Raw genomic sequence first — 15,438 nt, 5'->3', positions numbered from 1 at the left:
CCAGACGCGCCACCGCCCCGGCATCCCGATTTCCCCTCAGGCCGCCCGGCTCACGTCCGAGCGGGCCACGACCGCGGCGGCGCGGCGGCCGGCCGCCACGGCGCCCCGGCCCCAGGTCCCGGAACCGGCGCCCCGGGCCACCGCGGTGAGCGGTACGGCGGCGAGCAGCAGCAGGCAGCCCAGGACGGCGCCCATCGCCGGGAAGCCCAGCCGGGAGCCGAGCAGTGCGCCGGTCAGCGGTCCGCAGGCCACCCCGAGCGAGGACGCGGAACCGGCGTACACCGCCCAGCGGCCGCGCGGGTCGAGCGCGGCGGCCAGGCCGATCAGGTACGAGAGGACCACCGGGTAGACGGTGTTCCACAGCACCTCGCCGACCGTGAAGGCGACCGCGCCGCGGGCCGAGGCGCCGGCCGCCACGCACACGGCGATCACGACCGTGCCCAGGCCGACGGGCACCGCGCGCCCGAGGCGGGTACCGAGGGCCCCCGCGGCCACGACGCCGAGCAGCCCGCCCCCGAGGGCGACCGCGAACACCATGCCCACCGCGGCCTCCGACAGGCCCACGCGGTCCAGCCCGATGCGTCCGCTCACGCCCCACAGCGCGTTCTGCGCCAGTGACCAGCACAGCATCGACGCCGCGAGCACGGTCCCGGCGACCGGGTGCGGCAGCGGCAGCCCGGTGTGCCGCGCCACGGCCGTGGTCCGCGGGCACGGCCGCGCGGGCAGCCGCCGGGTCAGCGGGAGGACGAGCAGGGCGGTCGTGGCGATGGCCGCGAACGGCAGGGCGTGGCCACCGCCGAGCCGCGGCAGGACGAGGTAGAGCGCCCCGGCCGTCGCCGAGGTCGTCAGCAGCGCGAGCACCGTGACCCGGTGGGGCTCCCGTTCACCGGCGATGCCGACGGCGGCCACCGCGGTCGACGTACCGGACCCGAGGCCGCCGGCGACGCAGCCGAGGACCACCAGGGGCACGTGGCCGGTGGCCGCGGCCGTCGTGAAGCCGCCCGCGATCAGCAGCAGGCCGTACCGGGCCAGCCGCGCCCGGCCGATCCGGTCGACCCGCGAGGCCAGCGTGAACCCGGCGCAGGCCGAGCCGAGCAGCAGCGTGCTGCCGACCGCCCCGGCCTGGGAACCGCTCAGGGCGAGACCGGTGGTGAGACGGCCGACGACGGTCGGCATGAGGTACGGCGCGAGGTAGCCGGCGCAGAAGAGCGCGACGAGCGGCAGCAGGGCGCGGGAGGGCGCGGTCCGCGAAGACATGGGCGTTCCTGGGTGAGGGACGGCCGAAGGCACGGCGAGCAGGTGGGGGAGTGCGCCCATCGACGGACAGGAACGCGCGGAACCATGTGTATCAAGCAACGAGGCTCGGCGATAAGGGGGTATTCCCCACTCAAACCTGCTGTTGCCGAATCGAGATCAAACGCTCGCGTAGAGCACACGCACACAAGTCTCGATGTCGCCCGCCGACAGGTGCGCGTAGCCGAGCACGAGCCGTACCCGGCCGTCCTCCTCCCCGGACCGGCCGTACGACGACAGCGGCCGCAGCGCCATCCCGGCCCGTGCCGCCCGTGCCGCCCGCGCTGGGAACGACGGCCCGGGGCGCCCGTCGCCCGGCGCGGCGCCGGGCCCCGGCTCCGCGCGCTCGCCCCGCGGCAGTGGGTGCGGCCGGCGCTGCTGGCCGGCACCGGGATGGTGGCCTTCAACCTCGCGGTGCTGAGCGCCGAGCGCACCGCGGAACCCGCCGTGCCCGGGGTGCTGGTGGGCTGCGCGCCCGTCGTCGTCGCCGTCCTGGTGCCCGCCGTGGAGGGCCGGCGCCCCGCGCCCCGGGTGACGGCGGCCGCCGCCCTGGTCGCGGCGGGGGCGTTCGGGGTGCAGGGCTGGGGCGCCACCGACGTCGCCGGGCTGCTGTGGCCGCCGGCGGCGCTCGGCGGCGAGGTCGCCTTCGCCGTGCCGGCCGTGCCGGTGCTGCGGCCGCTCCGCCCGAAGGTGCTGTCCGCCTGCGTGTGCGGCGTGGCCGCGGCCGAGGCGGCACCGCTCGGTGTGGCCCTCGACGGCGCGGAAGCCCTCCGGACCGCCGTGATCGGCTTCGTCTGCTGGTACGCGGGCGTCCAGCGGATCGGCGCCGAGCGGGCCACGCTCTTCTCCGGGCTGATCCCGGTCTCCGCCGCGCCGACCGCGCCGCTCGCCGGAGTCGGCACGTACGGCACCGGGCAGCCGGCCGGCACCTGCTGGTGGCGGCGGGGGCGGCGCTCGGCGCGGGCGTGCGCCACGTCACATCCGGCGATCCGGAACGGGCGGGAACTCCCGCCCCGCGCCGGTAGTTCGACAGGTACGGGCCGCGCGCGGAGCGCCGGTCCGGCCAGCGGCCCCGACCGGGGGCCCCCGTCCCGGTCGGGGTCTTCATCGTGGGGCCGCGGGAGGCCGCCTCGGCCCCCGCGGCCCACCGGGCCCTACTTGACCCCGAGCAGTTGTTCGAGCGGGTCGATCGCGAAGTAGACGACGAAGAGCGCCGACACCGCCCACAGCAGCCAGTGCACCTGACGGGCCTTGCCCAGCACCGCCTTGAGCAGCACGAAGGCGATGAATCCGGCACCGATGCCGTTGGTGATCGAGTACGTGAAGGGCATCACGGCGATCGTCAGGAAGGCCGGGATGGCGATCTCGAAGTCGTCCCAGCCGATGTTCTTGACCTGGGTCATCATCAGGAAGCCGACTGCGACCAGCGCCGGCGCCGCCGCCTGGAGCGGCACGATCGTCAGCAGCGGGCTCAGGAAGAGCGCCACCGCGAACAGGCCGCCGGTGACCAGGTTGGCGAAGCCCGTACGCGCCCCCTCGCCGACCCCCGCCGCCGACTCGATGTAGGCGGTGTTCGACGACGCGGAGGCCGCGCCGCCCGCGACCGCCGCGGCACCGTCGATGAGCAGGACCCGGCCCAGGTTCGGGACCTTGCCCTCCTCGTCCAGCAGGCCCGCCTCGGCCGTGATGCCGACGACCGTGCCCATGGTGTCGAAGAAGTCCGACAGGATGAGGGTGAAGACCAGCAGCACCACCGTGATGAAGCTGACCTCGGCGAAGGCGCCGAAGAGGCTGAAGTGACCCAGCAGCCCGAAGTCCGGTGCGGCGAACACGTCGTCGGGCACCTTGGGCGTGGTCAGACCCCAGCTCTTCACGTCCGCGACGGCGTCGACCACGATCGCCAGCACCGTCATGGCGACGATGCTGATCAGGATCGCGCCCTTCACCTTCCGGGCCAGCAGGGCGATCGTCAGCAGCACCCCCAGGCAGAAGACGAGCACCGGCCAGCCCGACAACGCCCCGCCGCCGCCCAGTTGCACGGGGACCGTGGTGTTCGCGGCGTCCGGGATGCGGCTGACGAAGCCGGCGTCCACGAAGCCGATGAAGGCGATGAACAGGCCGATGCCCACGCTGATCGCCTGCTTCAACGCCTGGGGTATCGCGTGCATCACCGCCTCGCGGAGCCCGGTCACCACCAGGACGCAGATGACCAGGCCCTCGATGACGATCAGGCCCATCGCGTCGTCCCAGCTCATCATGGGCGCGATCTGGAAGGCGACCACCGCGTTGAGGCCGAGGCCCGCCGCGATGGCCAGCGGCAGGTTGCCGCCGACGCCCATGACGATCGTCATGACCGCCGCCACCAGCGCGGTGGCGGTGACCAGTTGACCGGTCGACAGGACGTGGCCGAACTTGTCCTTCGCGCTCCCCAGGATGATCGGGTTCAGCACGAGGATGTAGGCCATCGTGAAGAACGTGGCGAAACCGCCGCGGACTTCGCGGCCGAAGGTCGACCCGCGCTCCCCGATGCGGAAGTAGCGGTCCAGTGCGTTGTGCGGTGGTGGTGGCGGAGAGCCCTTCGCCACGTCGGTGGCCTGAGCGGACATGGTGCTCCTCGGGGTCGGTACGGCAACCGGGTAAACCTGCTGGAGGCTGGGGGGATTGTGTACGCCGGAACGTCCGCTCGGGTTTTGAATCCGTTTCCTTGTGTTAACGAATCGGCACCGCTCGGCGCCCCACCCGGACTCCGGCGTCGAAACCGGCGCGCAGCGGCGTCCTGCCTGGACATGCCCTCCCACCGTCCGGTGGGATGGGGACCGTGGGCGACCAGGACAGCGCGGCGGAGGTCTTCGAGCGGCACCGGCCCCTGCTCACGGGGGTCGCGTACCGCATGCTCGGCCGCTTCGCCGACGCCGAGGACGTCGTGCAGGAGACCTGGCCGCGCTGGGCCGCCGCCGACCGCGCGACCGTACGCGACCCGCGGGCCTTCCTGGTGACCGCCACGACCCGGCTCGCCATCGACCGCCTGCGGCAGGTGCGGTCGCGCCGCGAGTCCTACCCCGGTCCCTGGCTCCCCGAGCCCGTCGCCACCGACTTCGGGCACACCGTGCCCGACGCGGCCGAACGCGTCGTCCTCGCCGAGTCCGTCTCGCTCGCCGTCCTCGTCCTGCTGGAGTCGCTCTCCCCGCTGGAGCGCGCCGTGTTCGTGCTGCGCGAGGCCTTCGCGTTCCCGTACGCGCAGATCGCCGCGGTCCTCGACCGGACCGAGCCCGCGGTACGCCAGCTCGCCGGCCGCGCCCGCCGCCACGTCGAGGACAGGCGCCCCCGCTACGACGCCGACCCCGCCGAGACCGCCCGGGTCACCGAGCGCTTCCTCGCCGCCGCGGTGGGCGGCGACCTCCAGGGACTGCTCGCCCTGCTCGCCCCCGACGTGCGCCTCCTCGGCGACGGCGGCGGCGTGCAACGCGCCCCGCTCCGGGTCATCGAGACCGCCGGCAAGGTCGGCCGCTTCCTGCACGCCGTCGCGCCCACCCCGATCGCCGAACCCGCCTTCGCCTTCCGCGAGGTGAACGGCGTCCCGTCGATCGTCGTCACCTCCCGCGGCCGCCCCCACACCGTGTTCAGCCTGGAGGTCACCGACGGCCTCGTCTCCACGGTCTACCTCCTCACCAACCCCGGCAAGCTCACCGGCGTCGCCACCGCGGCCCCCGTCCTCCGCGGCCCCGGCACGGCCTGACCGCCGTGGCGCACGGGACGGCCGCCCTCCGGCCCCGGGGCAGCAGTAAGTAATGCGGGGGTCCAGAACACCAGGCCCACCTCCCTACGGACGTCCCGCCTGGGCACTCCGACAGGCGGTTCGACGCCGTCGGTTAGGGTGCCCCGGGGGCGGGGGCACCACGAGCGACGCGAGGCGGGGAGCGGCTGTGCACGATCATCCGGAGGGCCACGAGGGCGGGGCGCGCCTGGAGGCGGAGGGCGAAGTGGCCACGGCGCGCATCGCGCTGGCCGGGGGCGACCTCGAGCACGCCGCCCGGCACCTGGAGGACGCGCTGGCGCGTGACCCCGCACTCCCCGAGACCCACGAGGCCATGGCCGAGTTCGCCGCGCGCGTCGGGGGCGCGGAGGCGGCGCTGGCGTACTTCGCCCCCGAGGAGCGGGCGTTCATCGGCACCGTGGCCGCACGCGGCCACCTCTGCGCGGTCGCGGGCCACTGGGACGAGGCCGTCGGCCTGCTCGCCCAGTGCGCCGGGCACGAGCCGCAGCGGCCCTGGCTGGACGTCGCGTGGCTGCGCCGCCCCGACATCGCCGAGCTCGTCGCGCCGGACACCGTGGCCCGGGCGGCCGCGCGCGTCGCGCCGCAACTGCCCGATCCGGTGGAGGAGGAGCGGCGCGGCCCGCTGCTGCCGCTGCTCGACCTGGTCCGCGCGAGCGCCGCGCGCCACCCCGACCACACGATGCTGCTCTGGTGCGGTTCCACGCTCGCCCGCCGCATGGGCGGCTCCGAGGAGGCCGTGGGCTGGGCACGGCGCTCGTACGAGCTCGAACCCTCCCACCCCGCCGCGGTGATGCTCGGTTACGCGCTGCGCAGCGCCGGCCGCCCCGAGGAGGCGCTGGAGGTCTGGCAGCGCGAGGTCGCCCGCGACCCCTGCGACCTCGACCTGTACGTCGACGTCGCCGAGTTGCTGGGGTCGCTCGGCCGTCCCGCCGAGGGCGTGGCATGGGCCGAGCGGGCGCTGGCCGCCGACCCCGCGCACCCCAAGGCGGGACCCGCGGCGCACGCGCTGCGCCACGCGGTGCGGCCGGACCTGCGGCACCTGGTGGCCCTCGCCGACCATCTGCGGGCCGAACCCGGACACGGCTACGCCGCGGACCTGCTCGCCCGGCTGAGCCAGGGGACGCCGTGGCTGAACTGGATACCCGGCGGCAACGAGGCCGTCGTCAGCCTGCTGCACCAGGCGCTCGGGCAGTCCGTGCCCGCGGACGCCGGACTGACGCTCACCGTCTCCGCCCTGGAACCGCCGAGCGCGCTGCTCGCGCTGCGCGCCGCGTACCCGAACGCGGTCACCGACATCCAGTCCGTGCCCGAGCCGGACCTGCGGATCGCCCCGCGCCCCGTCGAGGTCGCGCTCTGGGCCTACGAGGGCACGACCGCGCGGCCCGCCGTCCGTCCGCCGTCCCCGGAGGCGGCCGAAGCGGTGCGCCGCCTGGCCTGGCACGGCTGGCCGCACCTGGTCGCCGCCTACGACGACGCGGTGGCGCTCTCCGGGCTCGATCCCGAGGACCTGCTCGGCGTGCTCGTCCATCCGCCGGCCCCGCGCGAGGACGAGTTGGGCCGCGCGCTCTCCGCCCAGGCCCCCGACCTGTGGATACGGTGCGTGCAGGTGTGGGCGTGCCTGGGCCTGGCGCACCACCGCAGCGACGAGCCCTGGGCCGTCTCTCGGCGCCGTGCGCTCCTCGTGGACGTGCTGGACAACGCCGAGGACTGGGTGTGCGAGGCGGCCGCACTCGCGATCGTGGCGACCGCCTGGACCGACCCCGCCGTGCGCCAGGACGCGGCCGAACTCGTCGGCCGCCGCCTGCTGGACGCCCTGGAGGCGAGGCGGAGCCGCGTCGTCACCCTGACCTGGTCGCTGTGCCACCTCGCCCTCGCCACCCCGGAGCTGACCCCGCAGGTCGCGGCTCTCGCCACCGACGCGCTGCGCACGATCGACGCGGAGGACGACGAGGAGGCCGCCGGCCGGGAGTAGCGGGCGTCGCTACAGGCCGCCGGCGACGCGCAGCACCGCGCCCGTGGTGTACGAGGCGTCCGGCGACATCAGCCACGCCACCGCGCCGGCGACCTCGTCCGGCTCCCCGGGCCGCCGCATGGGCACGCGGTCCGGATTGCGCCAGGGCCGCTCGGGGTCGCCCATCGCGGCGTGGATGTCGGTCACGATCATGCCGGGCTGCACGGAGTTGACGCGCACGCCGTCCGGGGCGAGTTCCTTGGCGAGGCCCACGGTCAGCGCGTCGACCGCCGCCTTGCTTGCGGCGTAGTGCACGTACTCCCCGGGGCCGCCGAGCGTCGCGGCGCCGGAGGAGATGTTGACGATCGCGCCGCCCCGGCCGCCGTACCGGGTGGACATCCCCAGCGCCGCGCGGCGGGCGCACATGATCGCGCCCATCACGTTGACGTCGATCACCCGGCGCATGACCTCGACCGGGGTCTCGGTGAAACGGCCCAGCGGCCCGGTCACGCCCGCGTTGTTGACCAGGCCGGTCACCGCGCCGAGCTGTTCGCCCACGGTGTCGAAGAGCGTGTCCACCTGTCCGGCGTCGCTGGTATCGACGTGCACCACGACGCAGCGGGCGCCCGCGTCCCGGACCTTGCGGGCGACGTCCTCGGCGGCGCCGGCGTCCTTCTCGTAACCGATGCCGACGGCGTGCCCCTCGCGGGCCAGCCGCAGCGCGACCGCCGCGCCGATGCCGCGGCCGCCTCCGGTGACCACCGTGACCGGACCCATGCCAGCTCCCTCACTCGACGTGATCACGAACGCTACCAGCGCGCGAACGCCCCATGACGGGCCCATGACGGGCGCGAACACCTCGTGAACAGCGCGCGGCCGTGCCCGCCGGACGCGGCCGGGCCCCTGAGCATTGGTCTTGACCAAGTCGGAGGGCAGCTCTATCGTCGCCTAGTAGTGCAAGAACCTTTAATAAAGAGCCGTTCGGAAACAAGGCTGAACAAACCCCGGACGGCGTCAGGCCGATTGCGGAGGACAGGGTGGGGACCACGCAGCTCGAGAACGTGCCGGAGCCCAAGTACTGGCACCTCAAGACCGTCCTCATCGACGCCCTCGACTCCGAGTTCGCGGTCGGTGAGATCCTGCCCAACGAGCGTGAGCTCGCCGCCCGTTTCGGTGTCGCCCGGGCGACCCTGCGCCAGGCCCTGGAGCAGTTGGAGCTGGAGGGCCGCCTGCAGCGCCGCCGAGGTGTCGGCACCACGGTCGCGCCGCCGCGCGTGGGCGTCTCGGTCGGCCCGTCGAGCGGCAGCTGGCCCGGCGCCGCGGGTGACGCGTGGCGGACCGTGGGGTGCGTCGAGGCCGTCGCCCCCGCCGCGGTCGCCGAGGCGCTCGGCACCGACGCCGACGAGGCGGTGCACACCGTCCGCCGGGTCCGCGCGATGGGCGGCCAGTCCGTCGCCACCGAGCTGCTCTACGTCCCCCGGGCCTCCGTCCCCGGCCTCGCCGGCGACCTCACGCCGGCCGGCCACGCCCCCGCCGTCCTGCGGGAGTTGCACGTCCTCGGGCTCGACGGCGACGACCGGGCCGTGGAGCTGGGCTCGGCCCGCGCCGAGGACGCCAAGCAGCTCGACCGGCTGCCCGGCGCCCCCGTGCTGGTCGTCACCACCCGTTACTTCAGCGGGGGACGTGTCGCGGCCGTCGCCGTCGCCACCTACCGCGCCGACACCTGCCGGCTGACCTTCGGCGACAGCGGAGCGATGGAGATCACCCACCACGGCCAGGAGCGGCACGCCGCCGCGTCGTGAACCCGGCTCCGGCCTCCGTCCCGCCCTCCCGTCCGGTCCGCCCGCTCAGTAGAAGCGGCCCGTGTTGGCGTCCTCGGCGCCATCACGGCCGGAGGGTACGGGCAGCGGGTGTCCGGAGCAGCGGACGTCCCGGTCCCCGGTGGCGCCGGAGACCAGGTAGCGGTCGACGCGTGCGGTGACGCACTCGTTCCAGAAGCTGATCAGGCCGTGGGAGCCCCGCCCCTCCTCGGTGATCATCCGGGAGCCCGGCAGCCTGCGGTGCAGTTCGACCGCGCCCTCGTACGGTGTGGCCGCGTCCCGCTCCGACTGGACGATCAGCACCGGCGGCAGCCGCGACCCGGGGCGCGCGCCGACGTCCACCGCCCGCCCGCCCTGGACCGGCCACGAGGCACAGGGCAGGTTCAGCCAGGCGTTCGCCCAGGTCTCGAAGGGACGTTGACGCGCGATCCGTGAGTTGTCGCGGTCCCACACGCTCCAGTCGCGCGGCCACGCCCCGTCCGAGCACTCCACCGCAAGGTAGACCGCTTCGCTGTTCTCCTCGTCCTCGGCCTGCCCGGGGTCCGGGGCGGCCGCGGTGACGAGCGGGTCGTCGTCACCGCGCAGGTAGCGCGAGAGCAGATGGGCGAAGGAGGCCCAGCGCTGGTCGTAGTAGGCGGCCTGCACCGCCGCCGAGTGCAGTTCGCCCGCGCCCACCTTGCCGGCCGGGCGCTTGCCGAGCATCCGCATCGCCCGGTCGAAGCTCGCCTGCACGCGCCCGGGTGTCGCGCCGAGGCCGTACACGCGGTCGTGCCCGGCGGCCCAGGCGCGCCAGTCCGCCCAGCGGCGCTCGAAGGCCACGTCCTGCGCGAGGTTGGCGCCGTACCAGACACCGCGCGGGTCGGGGTTGACGACGCTGTCGACGACCATGCGGCGCACGTGCGAGGGGAAGAGGGTGGCGTACACCGCGCCCAGGTACGTCCCGTAGGAGACGCCGTAGTAGTTGAGGCGCGGCTCGCCCAGGGCGGCGCGGATGACGTCGAGGTCCCGTGCCAGGTCCGCGGTGCGCATGTTCCGCAGGAGCGCGCCGCCCCGCGCGCCGCAGTTCTCGGCCGTGCGCCGGGCCTCCGCGCGCTTGGCGGCCTTCACCGCGGCGGTGGGCAGCCGCGGATCGGGGCCGGGGGAGCGCTGGTGGCCCGCCGGGTCCTGGCAGGACAGCGGCGCGGAGTGGCCGACCCCGCGGGGGTCGAAGCCCACCAGGTCGTACGTCCTGGCCGCGGTCTCCCAGACCTTGCGGGTGACCGCGCCCACGCCGGGCCGGCCCACCGCGGGGAACCACAGCCCCGACGAGCCGGGGCCGCCCGGGTTGAACACCAGGGCACCCTGGCGCACCGAGGCGGGGCCCGCCGCGCGCAAGCGGCTCACCAGCAGGCCGATCGTCGCGCCGCCCGGCTCCGCGTAGTCCACCGGCACCCGGACGGTGCCGCACTGCACGGGCGCCTTGAGCCCGCTGTCCGCCGGGCACGCCCCGAAGGCGATCCCGGTGGCCCCGGCCGACCGGGCCGCGACCGTGGCCCCCGCCATCCGCAGCTGCTCGGCGACCAGGGGATCCGGGGAGTGCCCGGCGGCCGGGGCGGTCGCCGCGCCGGCCGCCAGCACCAAGGACACTGCCAGGACCACTGCTCGCCGCACGAGGGACGCCCTTTCGCCGGCCACGCCCGCCGGCGCGGCACGCTCGCCGATGCGACGGATCGTCGGCTGGTCGGACAAACGGGCCAAGCAGGCAGGCCGGTGAGCCGCGGAATTTCGCCCGTATTGCCCTGGCCGCTGGTTCGCGTGCTCGGCGGTGGGGCCGGCCGGTGGGGCCGGCCGGTGGTGCCGTGGTCGGGTGGTGCCGTCGGTGGTGCGGCCCGGCTCGCGTCGCGCGCTCAGCGGCCGAGCAGCGAGGTCCTGGCCACCGCGAACAACTGCTCCTCGACGTGGTCCAGCGCGAGCCGCAGTGCCCCCGTGGCCACCGCCTCGTGCCCCAGCGCCGACAGCGCCACCTCCGGCGGTCGCAGGCAGTAGCGCGCCAACTCCGTGCGCAGCGGCTCCAGTACGCCGTCCAGTCCGGCCGCCCAGCCGCCGATCACCACCAGTTCCGGGTCTATCGCCTGCACCAGCGCCGCCACGTCGTGCACCAGGCGCTGCAGGAACCGGTCGAAGGCCTCCCGCGCCTGGACGTCGCCCGACCTCGCGAGCGCGAACACCTCGGCCACCGCGGACTCGTCCAGCGGGTGCAGCGGTGTCCCCGTCGTGGACAGCAGCCGTTCCGGCCGGGCCTCCCGGCCCAGCAGGTGCAGCGCCCCGATCTCGCCCGCCGCCCCGCCGAAGCCGCGGTGCAGCCGGCCCCCGATCAGGGACCCGGCTCCGGGGCTCAGCCCCGCCAGCACGAACACCACGTCGTCGGTGCCGACGGCCGCGCCCTTCCAGTGCTCGGCGACGGCGGCGGCGTTCGCGTCGTTCTCCACCAGGACGGGGCAGCGGAACGACCGGCGCAGCCGCTCGCCCAGCGGCAGCCCCGTCCAGCCGGGCAGCGCCGTGCTCAGCCGCACCGCGCCGTCGGTCTCCACGATCCCCGGGCTGCCCACGCCGACCGCCCACAGGGTGCTGCGGGCCACGCCGGCCTTGCGCAGCAGCTCGGCGACGGTGCCGCGGACCCGCTCCAGGCGCTCCTCGGCCGGCAACGTGTCGGCGACGTCGTGCGCCAGCGACCCCAGGACGCGACCGCTGAGGTCCGACAGCAGCGTCCGGATCTCCCGGGCCCCGATCTCCACGCCCAGCAGGTGCCCCGCCTCCGCGTGGAAGCGGAACCTGCGCGCGGGACGGCCCTGCTTGCGCGCGTCACCGGGCTCCTGCGGCGCCTCCACCACCAGGCCCGACTCCGTCAGGCCCTCGATCACGCCCTCGACGGTCGGCCGTGACAGCCCCGTCGTCTGCACCAGTTCGGTCAGGCTCACGGCGGGCTCGCCGCGCAGCGCATGGAGCACCACCGCGGAATTGATCCGCCGGAGCAGGGACGGGTCCCCGCCGGTGAGCCGCCCCAACGTACGTCCTCCCAGCTTGCGCGCGTGTTGGCCGGATCGTACCCGTCCCGGCGGCCCGCGGCGAGTAGCTCCGGCACAGGGTTACTGACTCGATGTCAAGTGTCACAGGCGCGGGGTTTACTGGAGCCATGGACCTGCCCGGCCACGTGGCCCTCGTCGACGCGCTGCGCGCCCGCCCCTTCCCGGCGCGGCGCGAGCGCTGCGGCGCGGTCGACAGCGGCCCCGGCTACCACATAACGGACCTCCGGATCAGTGCGGACTTCTGGGACGCCGACGGGGACCCCGGGTACAGAGGGCAGGTCGAGGACGACATGGAGGCCGAGTGCCAGGCCCTGGTCGAGGTGTTCACCGAGCGCTGGGGGGCGCCCGAGACGGTCGACCTCGCCGCCCACCTCGAACGCTCCTTCCACGGTGAGCCGGTTCCGCCGCCGCTGGACACCCTGTGCGGCTACGCCTGCGAGGCGTGGGCTTGGCGCGTCGGGGACCGCTGGATAGGGGTGTGCGTCGGCCAGGCGGACCCGGAGCTGCCCTTCCAGCTCGTCGCCGCCGTCGGCGACGCCGCGGCCGTACCGTGACCGCGTCGCACTCCTCGACGCGGTGGCCGCACCCCCACTACCCTTTGTCCGTAACGGCCTGATGTGTCGTCATGCGCGACGACTCCCGCCCCGGGGCCGGCACACACGGCGCGGACGGCTGACCCAGTGATTCCGGCGCCATGGCGCCGTGCCGTACCCGGGGGGCCGTCATGCCGAACCCGCACTTCCTCCACCGCGCCGCGCGAAGACTCCTCGCCGCCGCCTCCGCCCTGCTCCTGGGCGGCGCCACCGCCCTCGTCCACGCCCCCGCAGCCTCCGCCGAACCCGCCACCCCGGCCGGCTACCCCGCCGGGGCGGGCGCCACCCGCTACTCCGGGCTCGCCTTCGACACGTGCACCGCGCCGCCGCTCACCACGATCCAGGCGTGGAACGCCTCCCCGTACCGCGCGCTCGGCGTGTACGTGTCGGGCGTCAACCGCACCTGCGCCCAGCCGCAGCTCACCGCCTCCTGGGTGACCTCCGTCGCCCGGCTCAAGTGGCGCCTGCTGCCCATACACAAGGGCCTGCAGCCGCCCTGCGGCGCCCGGCCCGGCGACGCCAAGATCAGCACCACCCCCGGCTCCGCGCGGACCCAGGGCACCAGGGCGGCCGGCGAGGCCGTCGCCGCGGCCAAGGCCCTCGGCATGCAACCCGGCAGCGCCCTCTACAACGACATCGAGAACTACGCCCAGGACGACGCCGCCTGCCGCACCGGCGTCCTCACCTATCTGTCGGCCTGGACGAAGGAACTGCACCGGCTGGGCTACGTCTCCGGCGTCTACATGAACCTCAACCTCGGCGCCAAGCAGCTCGCCGACGTCTACACCTCCGCCTCCTACGCCCGCCCCGACGCCCTGTGGATCGCCCGCTACGACGGCGCCGACACCCTCAAGGGCTGGACCGGCGTCGCCGACGCCAAGTGGCCCGTCCACCAGCGCGCGAAGCAGTACCGCGGCGGCCACGACGAGACCTACGGCGGCGTCACCGTGAACATCGACAACGACCGGCTCGACGCGCCCGTCGCCACCGTCGCCCTCGGCTACACGGTGACGAGCTCCACCGCCCTCAAGGCCCGCAGCGGCCCCTCGACGACCCATCCCGTCGTCACCACCCATGCGCCCGGCTCCGCCCTGCGCGTCGTCTGCCAGGCCCCGGGCCTGAAGGTGGGCACCACCTCCGTGTGGGACAAGCTCACCGACGGCACCTACGTCAGCGACCACTACGTCAGCACCCCCTCGGCCACGGGCTACAGCGCCCCCCTGCCCCGCTGCGTCCTGCCCTACCAGGTCACCGCGCCCGGCGGCCTCACCGAACGCAGCGGTCCCGGCACCTCCTACGCCGCCAAGGGCACCTCCCCCAACGGCGCGCTGGCCTGGGTCGTCTGCCAGAAGTCCGGCTCCAAGGTCGGCGCCACCAAGATCTGGGACCGCCTCGACAACGGCCGCTACGTCTCCGACCACTACGTCGCCACGCCCGGCACGACGGGCTACAGCAAGCCGATCCCGCGCTGTTGAGCGGGGAAAGCCCGTTCGGCGTACGGGCTTCTCAAGCTCCCCCGTTCGGTCACCGATGCATCCCGCAGGAAGCGTTACTGCGAGGAGAGGTTGGATCTGTGACGTCAGCATCGGCGCCGCGCTCGGCTGCGGGCCTGGACGCGGTGGGGACCGCCGTCGGCGACCTGCGGGCCGGGCGGCCCGTCATCGTGGTCGACGACGAGGACCGCGAGAACGAGGGCGACCTGGTCATGGCGGCCGAGTTCGCCACCGCGGAGACCATGGGGTTCTTCGTCCGCTGGACCAGCGGCCTGATCTGCGCGCCCTTGGCGCCGGAGATCGCCGACCGCCTGGAACTGCCGCTGATGGTCCCGCCCGGCCCCGACCTCGACACGGCGGCGTACACCGTCTCCGTGGACGCGGTCGGCGTCGGCTCCGGGATCTCCGCCGCGGACCGGGCGCGGACGGTACGGACGCTGGCCGGCCGGGCGACCCGGCCCGACGAGCTGCACCGCCCCGGGCACGTCTTCCCGCTGCGCGCCCGCCCCGGGGGGATCGCCGAGCGGCGCGGGCACACCGAGGCCACCGTCGACCTGCTGCGCCTGGCCGGGTTGCCGCCGGTCGGAGTGATCAGCGAGGTCTGCGAGGACGACGGTTCGGTCGCCCGCTTCGACCGGCTGCGGGCCTTCGCCGACCGGCACGGCCTGGCGCTCATCTCGATCGAGCAGTTGTCGAACGGGCCGCGCCACGCGGACCCCGCGACGGTGTGACCGGATGAGCCGTGCGACGATCTTCGACCTGGACGACACGCTGGTCGACAGCGCGGACGCATGGGTCCGTGTCTGCGCCGCCTTCGCCGCCCGCCACGGTCACCGCTGGCGGGCGCAGGACACCGCCGCGCTGCACGGCAACGGCGGCTGGGCGGCGTACGTCGCCGGACTGTGCGGTGGCACGGCGAGCCCCGCCGAGGTGGTCCGGGCCTGCACCGCCGCGGCGACCGGCGAGGTGGCCGCGGGCCGGGTCCGGGCGCTGCCCGGCGCCGTGGACCTGGTCCTCGAAGCCGGACGGCACGGCCCCGTGGGCCTGGCCACCGCCAGCCCGCGCCGCTTCGTCCTGGCGGTCCTCGACGGGCTGGGCCTGACGGGACGGCTCAGCGCCGTCGTGTGCGGGGAGGACGTGGCGCGGGGCAAACCCGCGCCCGACCCCTACCTGCGTGCGGCCGCCGAGATCGGGGTGCCGCCGTCCGGCTGCCTGGCCGTCGAGGACTCCCCGAACGGCATCCGCTCGGCGGCCGCGGCCGGCATGCGCGTCCTCGCCGTCCCCCGCGGCGGCATGCCGCTGCCGCCCGACGTCGCCCACCTGCCCGCCGCCCAGGCCCCCACGACCGCCGCCGCCCTGCCGTTGCTGACCCGGCTGCTCGCGCCACGCCCCGACCCCCTGGTCCACGGGGGCACCCCGTGAGCGGCGCCGGGGACCGGGAGGGCGGT

General features: G+C 75.2%; 12 protein-coding genes and 1 pseudogene. 8 read left to right on the top strand and 5 right to left on the bottom strand.

The window, feature by feature from the left end:
- Positions 1 to 36 precede the first annotated feature (36 nt).
- A complete protein-coding gene (locus tag AC1VWI_RS08845) occupies positions 37 to 1,257 on the bottom strand; it encodes an MFS transporter (RefSeq protein WP_499510402.1) in 1,221 nt (406 codons plus the stop codon).
- Between the two features lie 342 nt (positions 1,258 to 1,599).
- Here AC1VWI_RS08845 and AC1VWI_RS08840 point away from each other — a divergent pair.
- Positions 1,600 to 2,318: pseudogene (locus AC1VWI_RS08840) on the top strand (EamA family transporter); the annotation flags it as partial.
- A gap of 129 nt (positions 2,319 to 2,447) precedes the next feature.
- On the opposite strand, the gene AC1VWI_RS08835 reads toward AC1VWI_RS08840, so the two are convergent.
- Positions 2,448 to 3,899 carry an NCS2 family permease gene (locus AC1VWI_RS08835; RefSeq protein ID WP_499510401.1) on the bottom strand — a complete coding sequence of 484 codons (1,452 nt, stop codon included), beginning with the start codon at positions 3,897 to 3,899 and terminating at the stop codon, positions 2,448 to 2,450.
- Positions 3,900 to 4,102: 203 nt separating this feature from the next.
- Here AC1VWI_RS08835 and sigJ point away from each other — a divergent pair, with 203 nt between their 5' ends.
- Positions 4,103 to 5,029 carry an RNA polymerase sigma factor SigJ gene (gene sigJ / locus AC1VWI_RS08830; RefSeq protein WP_499510400.1) on the top strand — a complete coding sequence of 309 codons (927 nt, stop codon included), beginning with the start codon at positions 4,103 to 4,105 and terminating at the stop codon, positions 5,027 to 5,029.
- Between the two features lie 187 nt (positions 5,030 to 5,216).
- Positions 5,217 to 7,040: a tetratricopeptide repeat protein gene (locus tag AC1VWI_RS08825; RefSeq protein WP_499510399.1), complete on the top strand. Its 1,824-nt coding sequence runs from the start codon at positions 5,217 to 5,219 to the stop codon at positions 7,038 to 7,040.
- A gap of 9 nt (positions 7,041 to 7,049) precedes the next feature.
- On the opposite strand, the gene AC1VWI_RS08820 is transcribed toward AC1VWI_RS08825, so the two are convergent.
- Positions 7,050 to 7,796 carry an SDR family oxidoreductase gene (locus AC1VWI_RS08820; protein ID WP_499510398.1) on the bottom strand — a complete coding sequence of 249 codons (747 nt, stop codon included), beginning with the start codon at positions 7,794 to 7,796 and terminating at the stop codon, positions 7,050 to 7,052.
- A 260-nt stretch (positions 7,797 to 8,056) separates the two neighbouring features.
- Here AC1VWI_RS08820 and AC1VWI_RS08815 point away from each other — a divergent pair, with 260 nt between their 5' ends.
- Complete coding sequence (locus tag AC1VWI_RS08815) at positions 8,057 to 8,821, top strand: GntR family transcriptional regulator (protein WP_499510397.1); 765 nt, start codon at positions 8,057 to 8,059, stop codon at positions 8,819 to 8,821.
- Positions 8,822 to 8,866: 45 nt separating this feature from the next.
- Here AC1VWI_RS08815 and AC1VWI_RS08810 read toward each other — a convergent pair whose 3' ends face one another.
- Together AC1VWI_RS08810 and AC1VWI_RS08805 are read right to left on the bottom strand one after the other, a co-directional pair.
- On the bottom strand, positions 8,867 to 10,489 hold the full coding sequence (locus AC1VWI_RS08810; protein WP_499510396.1) for an alpha/beta hydrolase: 1,623 nt from the start codon (positions 10,487 to 10,489) through the stop codon (positions 8,867 to 8,869).
- 236 nt (positions 10,490 to 10,725) lie between these two features.
- Positions 10,726 to 11,883 carry an ROK family transcriptional regulator gene (locus AC1VWI_RS08805; RefSeq protein ID WP_499510395.1) on the bottom strand — a complete coding sequence of 386 codons (1,158 nt, stop codon included), beginning with the start codon at positions 11,881 to 11,883 and terminating at the stop codon, positions 10,726 to 10,728.
- A 128-nt stretch (positions 11,884 to 12,011) separates the two neighbouring features.
- Here AC1VWI_RS08805 and AC1VWI_RS08800 point away from each other — a divergent pair, with 128 nt between their 5' ends.
- The 4 genes from AC1VWI_RS08800 (at position 12,012) to AC1VWI_RS08785 (ending at position 15,412) form a co-directional block, all read left to right on the top strand.
- Positions 12,012 to 12,458, top strand: coding sequence for a hypothetical protein (locus AC1VWI_RS08800; protein ID WP_499510394.1), 447 nt, complete (start codon positions 12,012 to 12,014; stop codon positions 12,456 to 12,458).
- A gap of 170 nt (positions 12,459 to 12,628) precedes the next feature.
- Complete coding sequence (locus AC1VWI_RS08795; RefSeq protein WP_499510393.1) at positions 12,629 to 13,972, top strand: glycoside hydrolase domain-containing protein; 1,344 nt, start codon at positions 12,629 to 12,631, stop codon at positions 13,970 to 13,972.
- A gap of 98 nt (positions 13,973 to 14,070) precedes the next feature.
- The gene (gene ribB, locus AC1VWI_RS08790) at positions 14,071 to 14,721 is read left to right on the top strand and encodes a 3,4-dihydroxy-2-butanone-4-phosphate synthase (protein WP_499510392.1); all 651 of its coding nucleotides are present in this window, start codon (positions 14,071 to 14,073) and stop codon (positions 14,719 to 14,721) included.
- 4 nt (positions 14,722 to 14,725) lie between these two features.
- A complete protein-coding gene (locus tag AC1VWI_RS08785) occupies positions 14,726 to 15,412 on the top strand; it encodes an HAD family hydrolase (protein WP_499510391.1) in 687 nt (228 codons plus the stop codon).
- Positions 15,413 to 15,438 lie beyond the last annotated feature (26 nt).

Source organism: Streptomyces sp. TOM-9 (genome assembly GCF_056858595.1).
The sequence above is the reverse complement of the archived record's forward strand: the minus strand, read 5'-3'. Positions and strand labels throughout refer to the sequence as shown.

Excerpts from the sequence above, each read along its gene's own strand:
- AC1VWI_RS08845 (WP_499510402.1), bottom strand. The coding sequence starts at position 1,257 with ATGTCTTCGCGGACCGCGCCCTCCCGCGCCCTGCTGCCGCTCGTCGCG.
- AC1VWI_RS08835 (WP_499510401.1), bottom strand. The coding sequence starts at position 3,899 with ATGTCCGCTCAGGCCACCGACGTGGCGAAGGGCTCTCCGCCACCACCA.
- sigJ (WP_499510400.1), top strand. The coding sequence starts at position 4,103 with ATGGGGACCGTGGGCGACCAGGACAGCGCGGCGGAGGTCTTCGAGCGG.
- AC1VWI_RS08820 (WP_499510398.1), bottom strand. The coding sequence starts at position 7,796 with ATGGGTCCGGTCACGGTGGTCACCGGAGGCGGCCGCGGCATCGGCGCG.
- AC1VWI_RS08800 (WP_499510394.1), top strand. The coding sequence starts at position 12,012 with ATGGACCTGCCCGGCCACGTGGCCCTCGTCGACGCGCTGCGCGCCCGC.
- AC1VWI_RS08795 (WP_499510393.1), top strand. The coding sequence starts at position 12,629 with ATGCCGAACCCGCACTTCCTCCACCGCGCCGCGCGAAGACTCCTCGCC.
- AC1VWI_RS08785 (WP_499510391.1), top strand. The coding sequence starts at position 14,726 with ATGAGCCGTGCGACGATCTTCGACCTGGACGACACGCTGGTCGACAGC.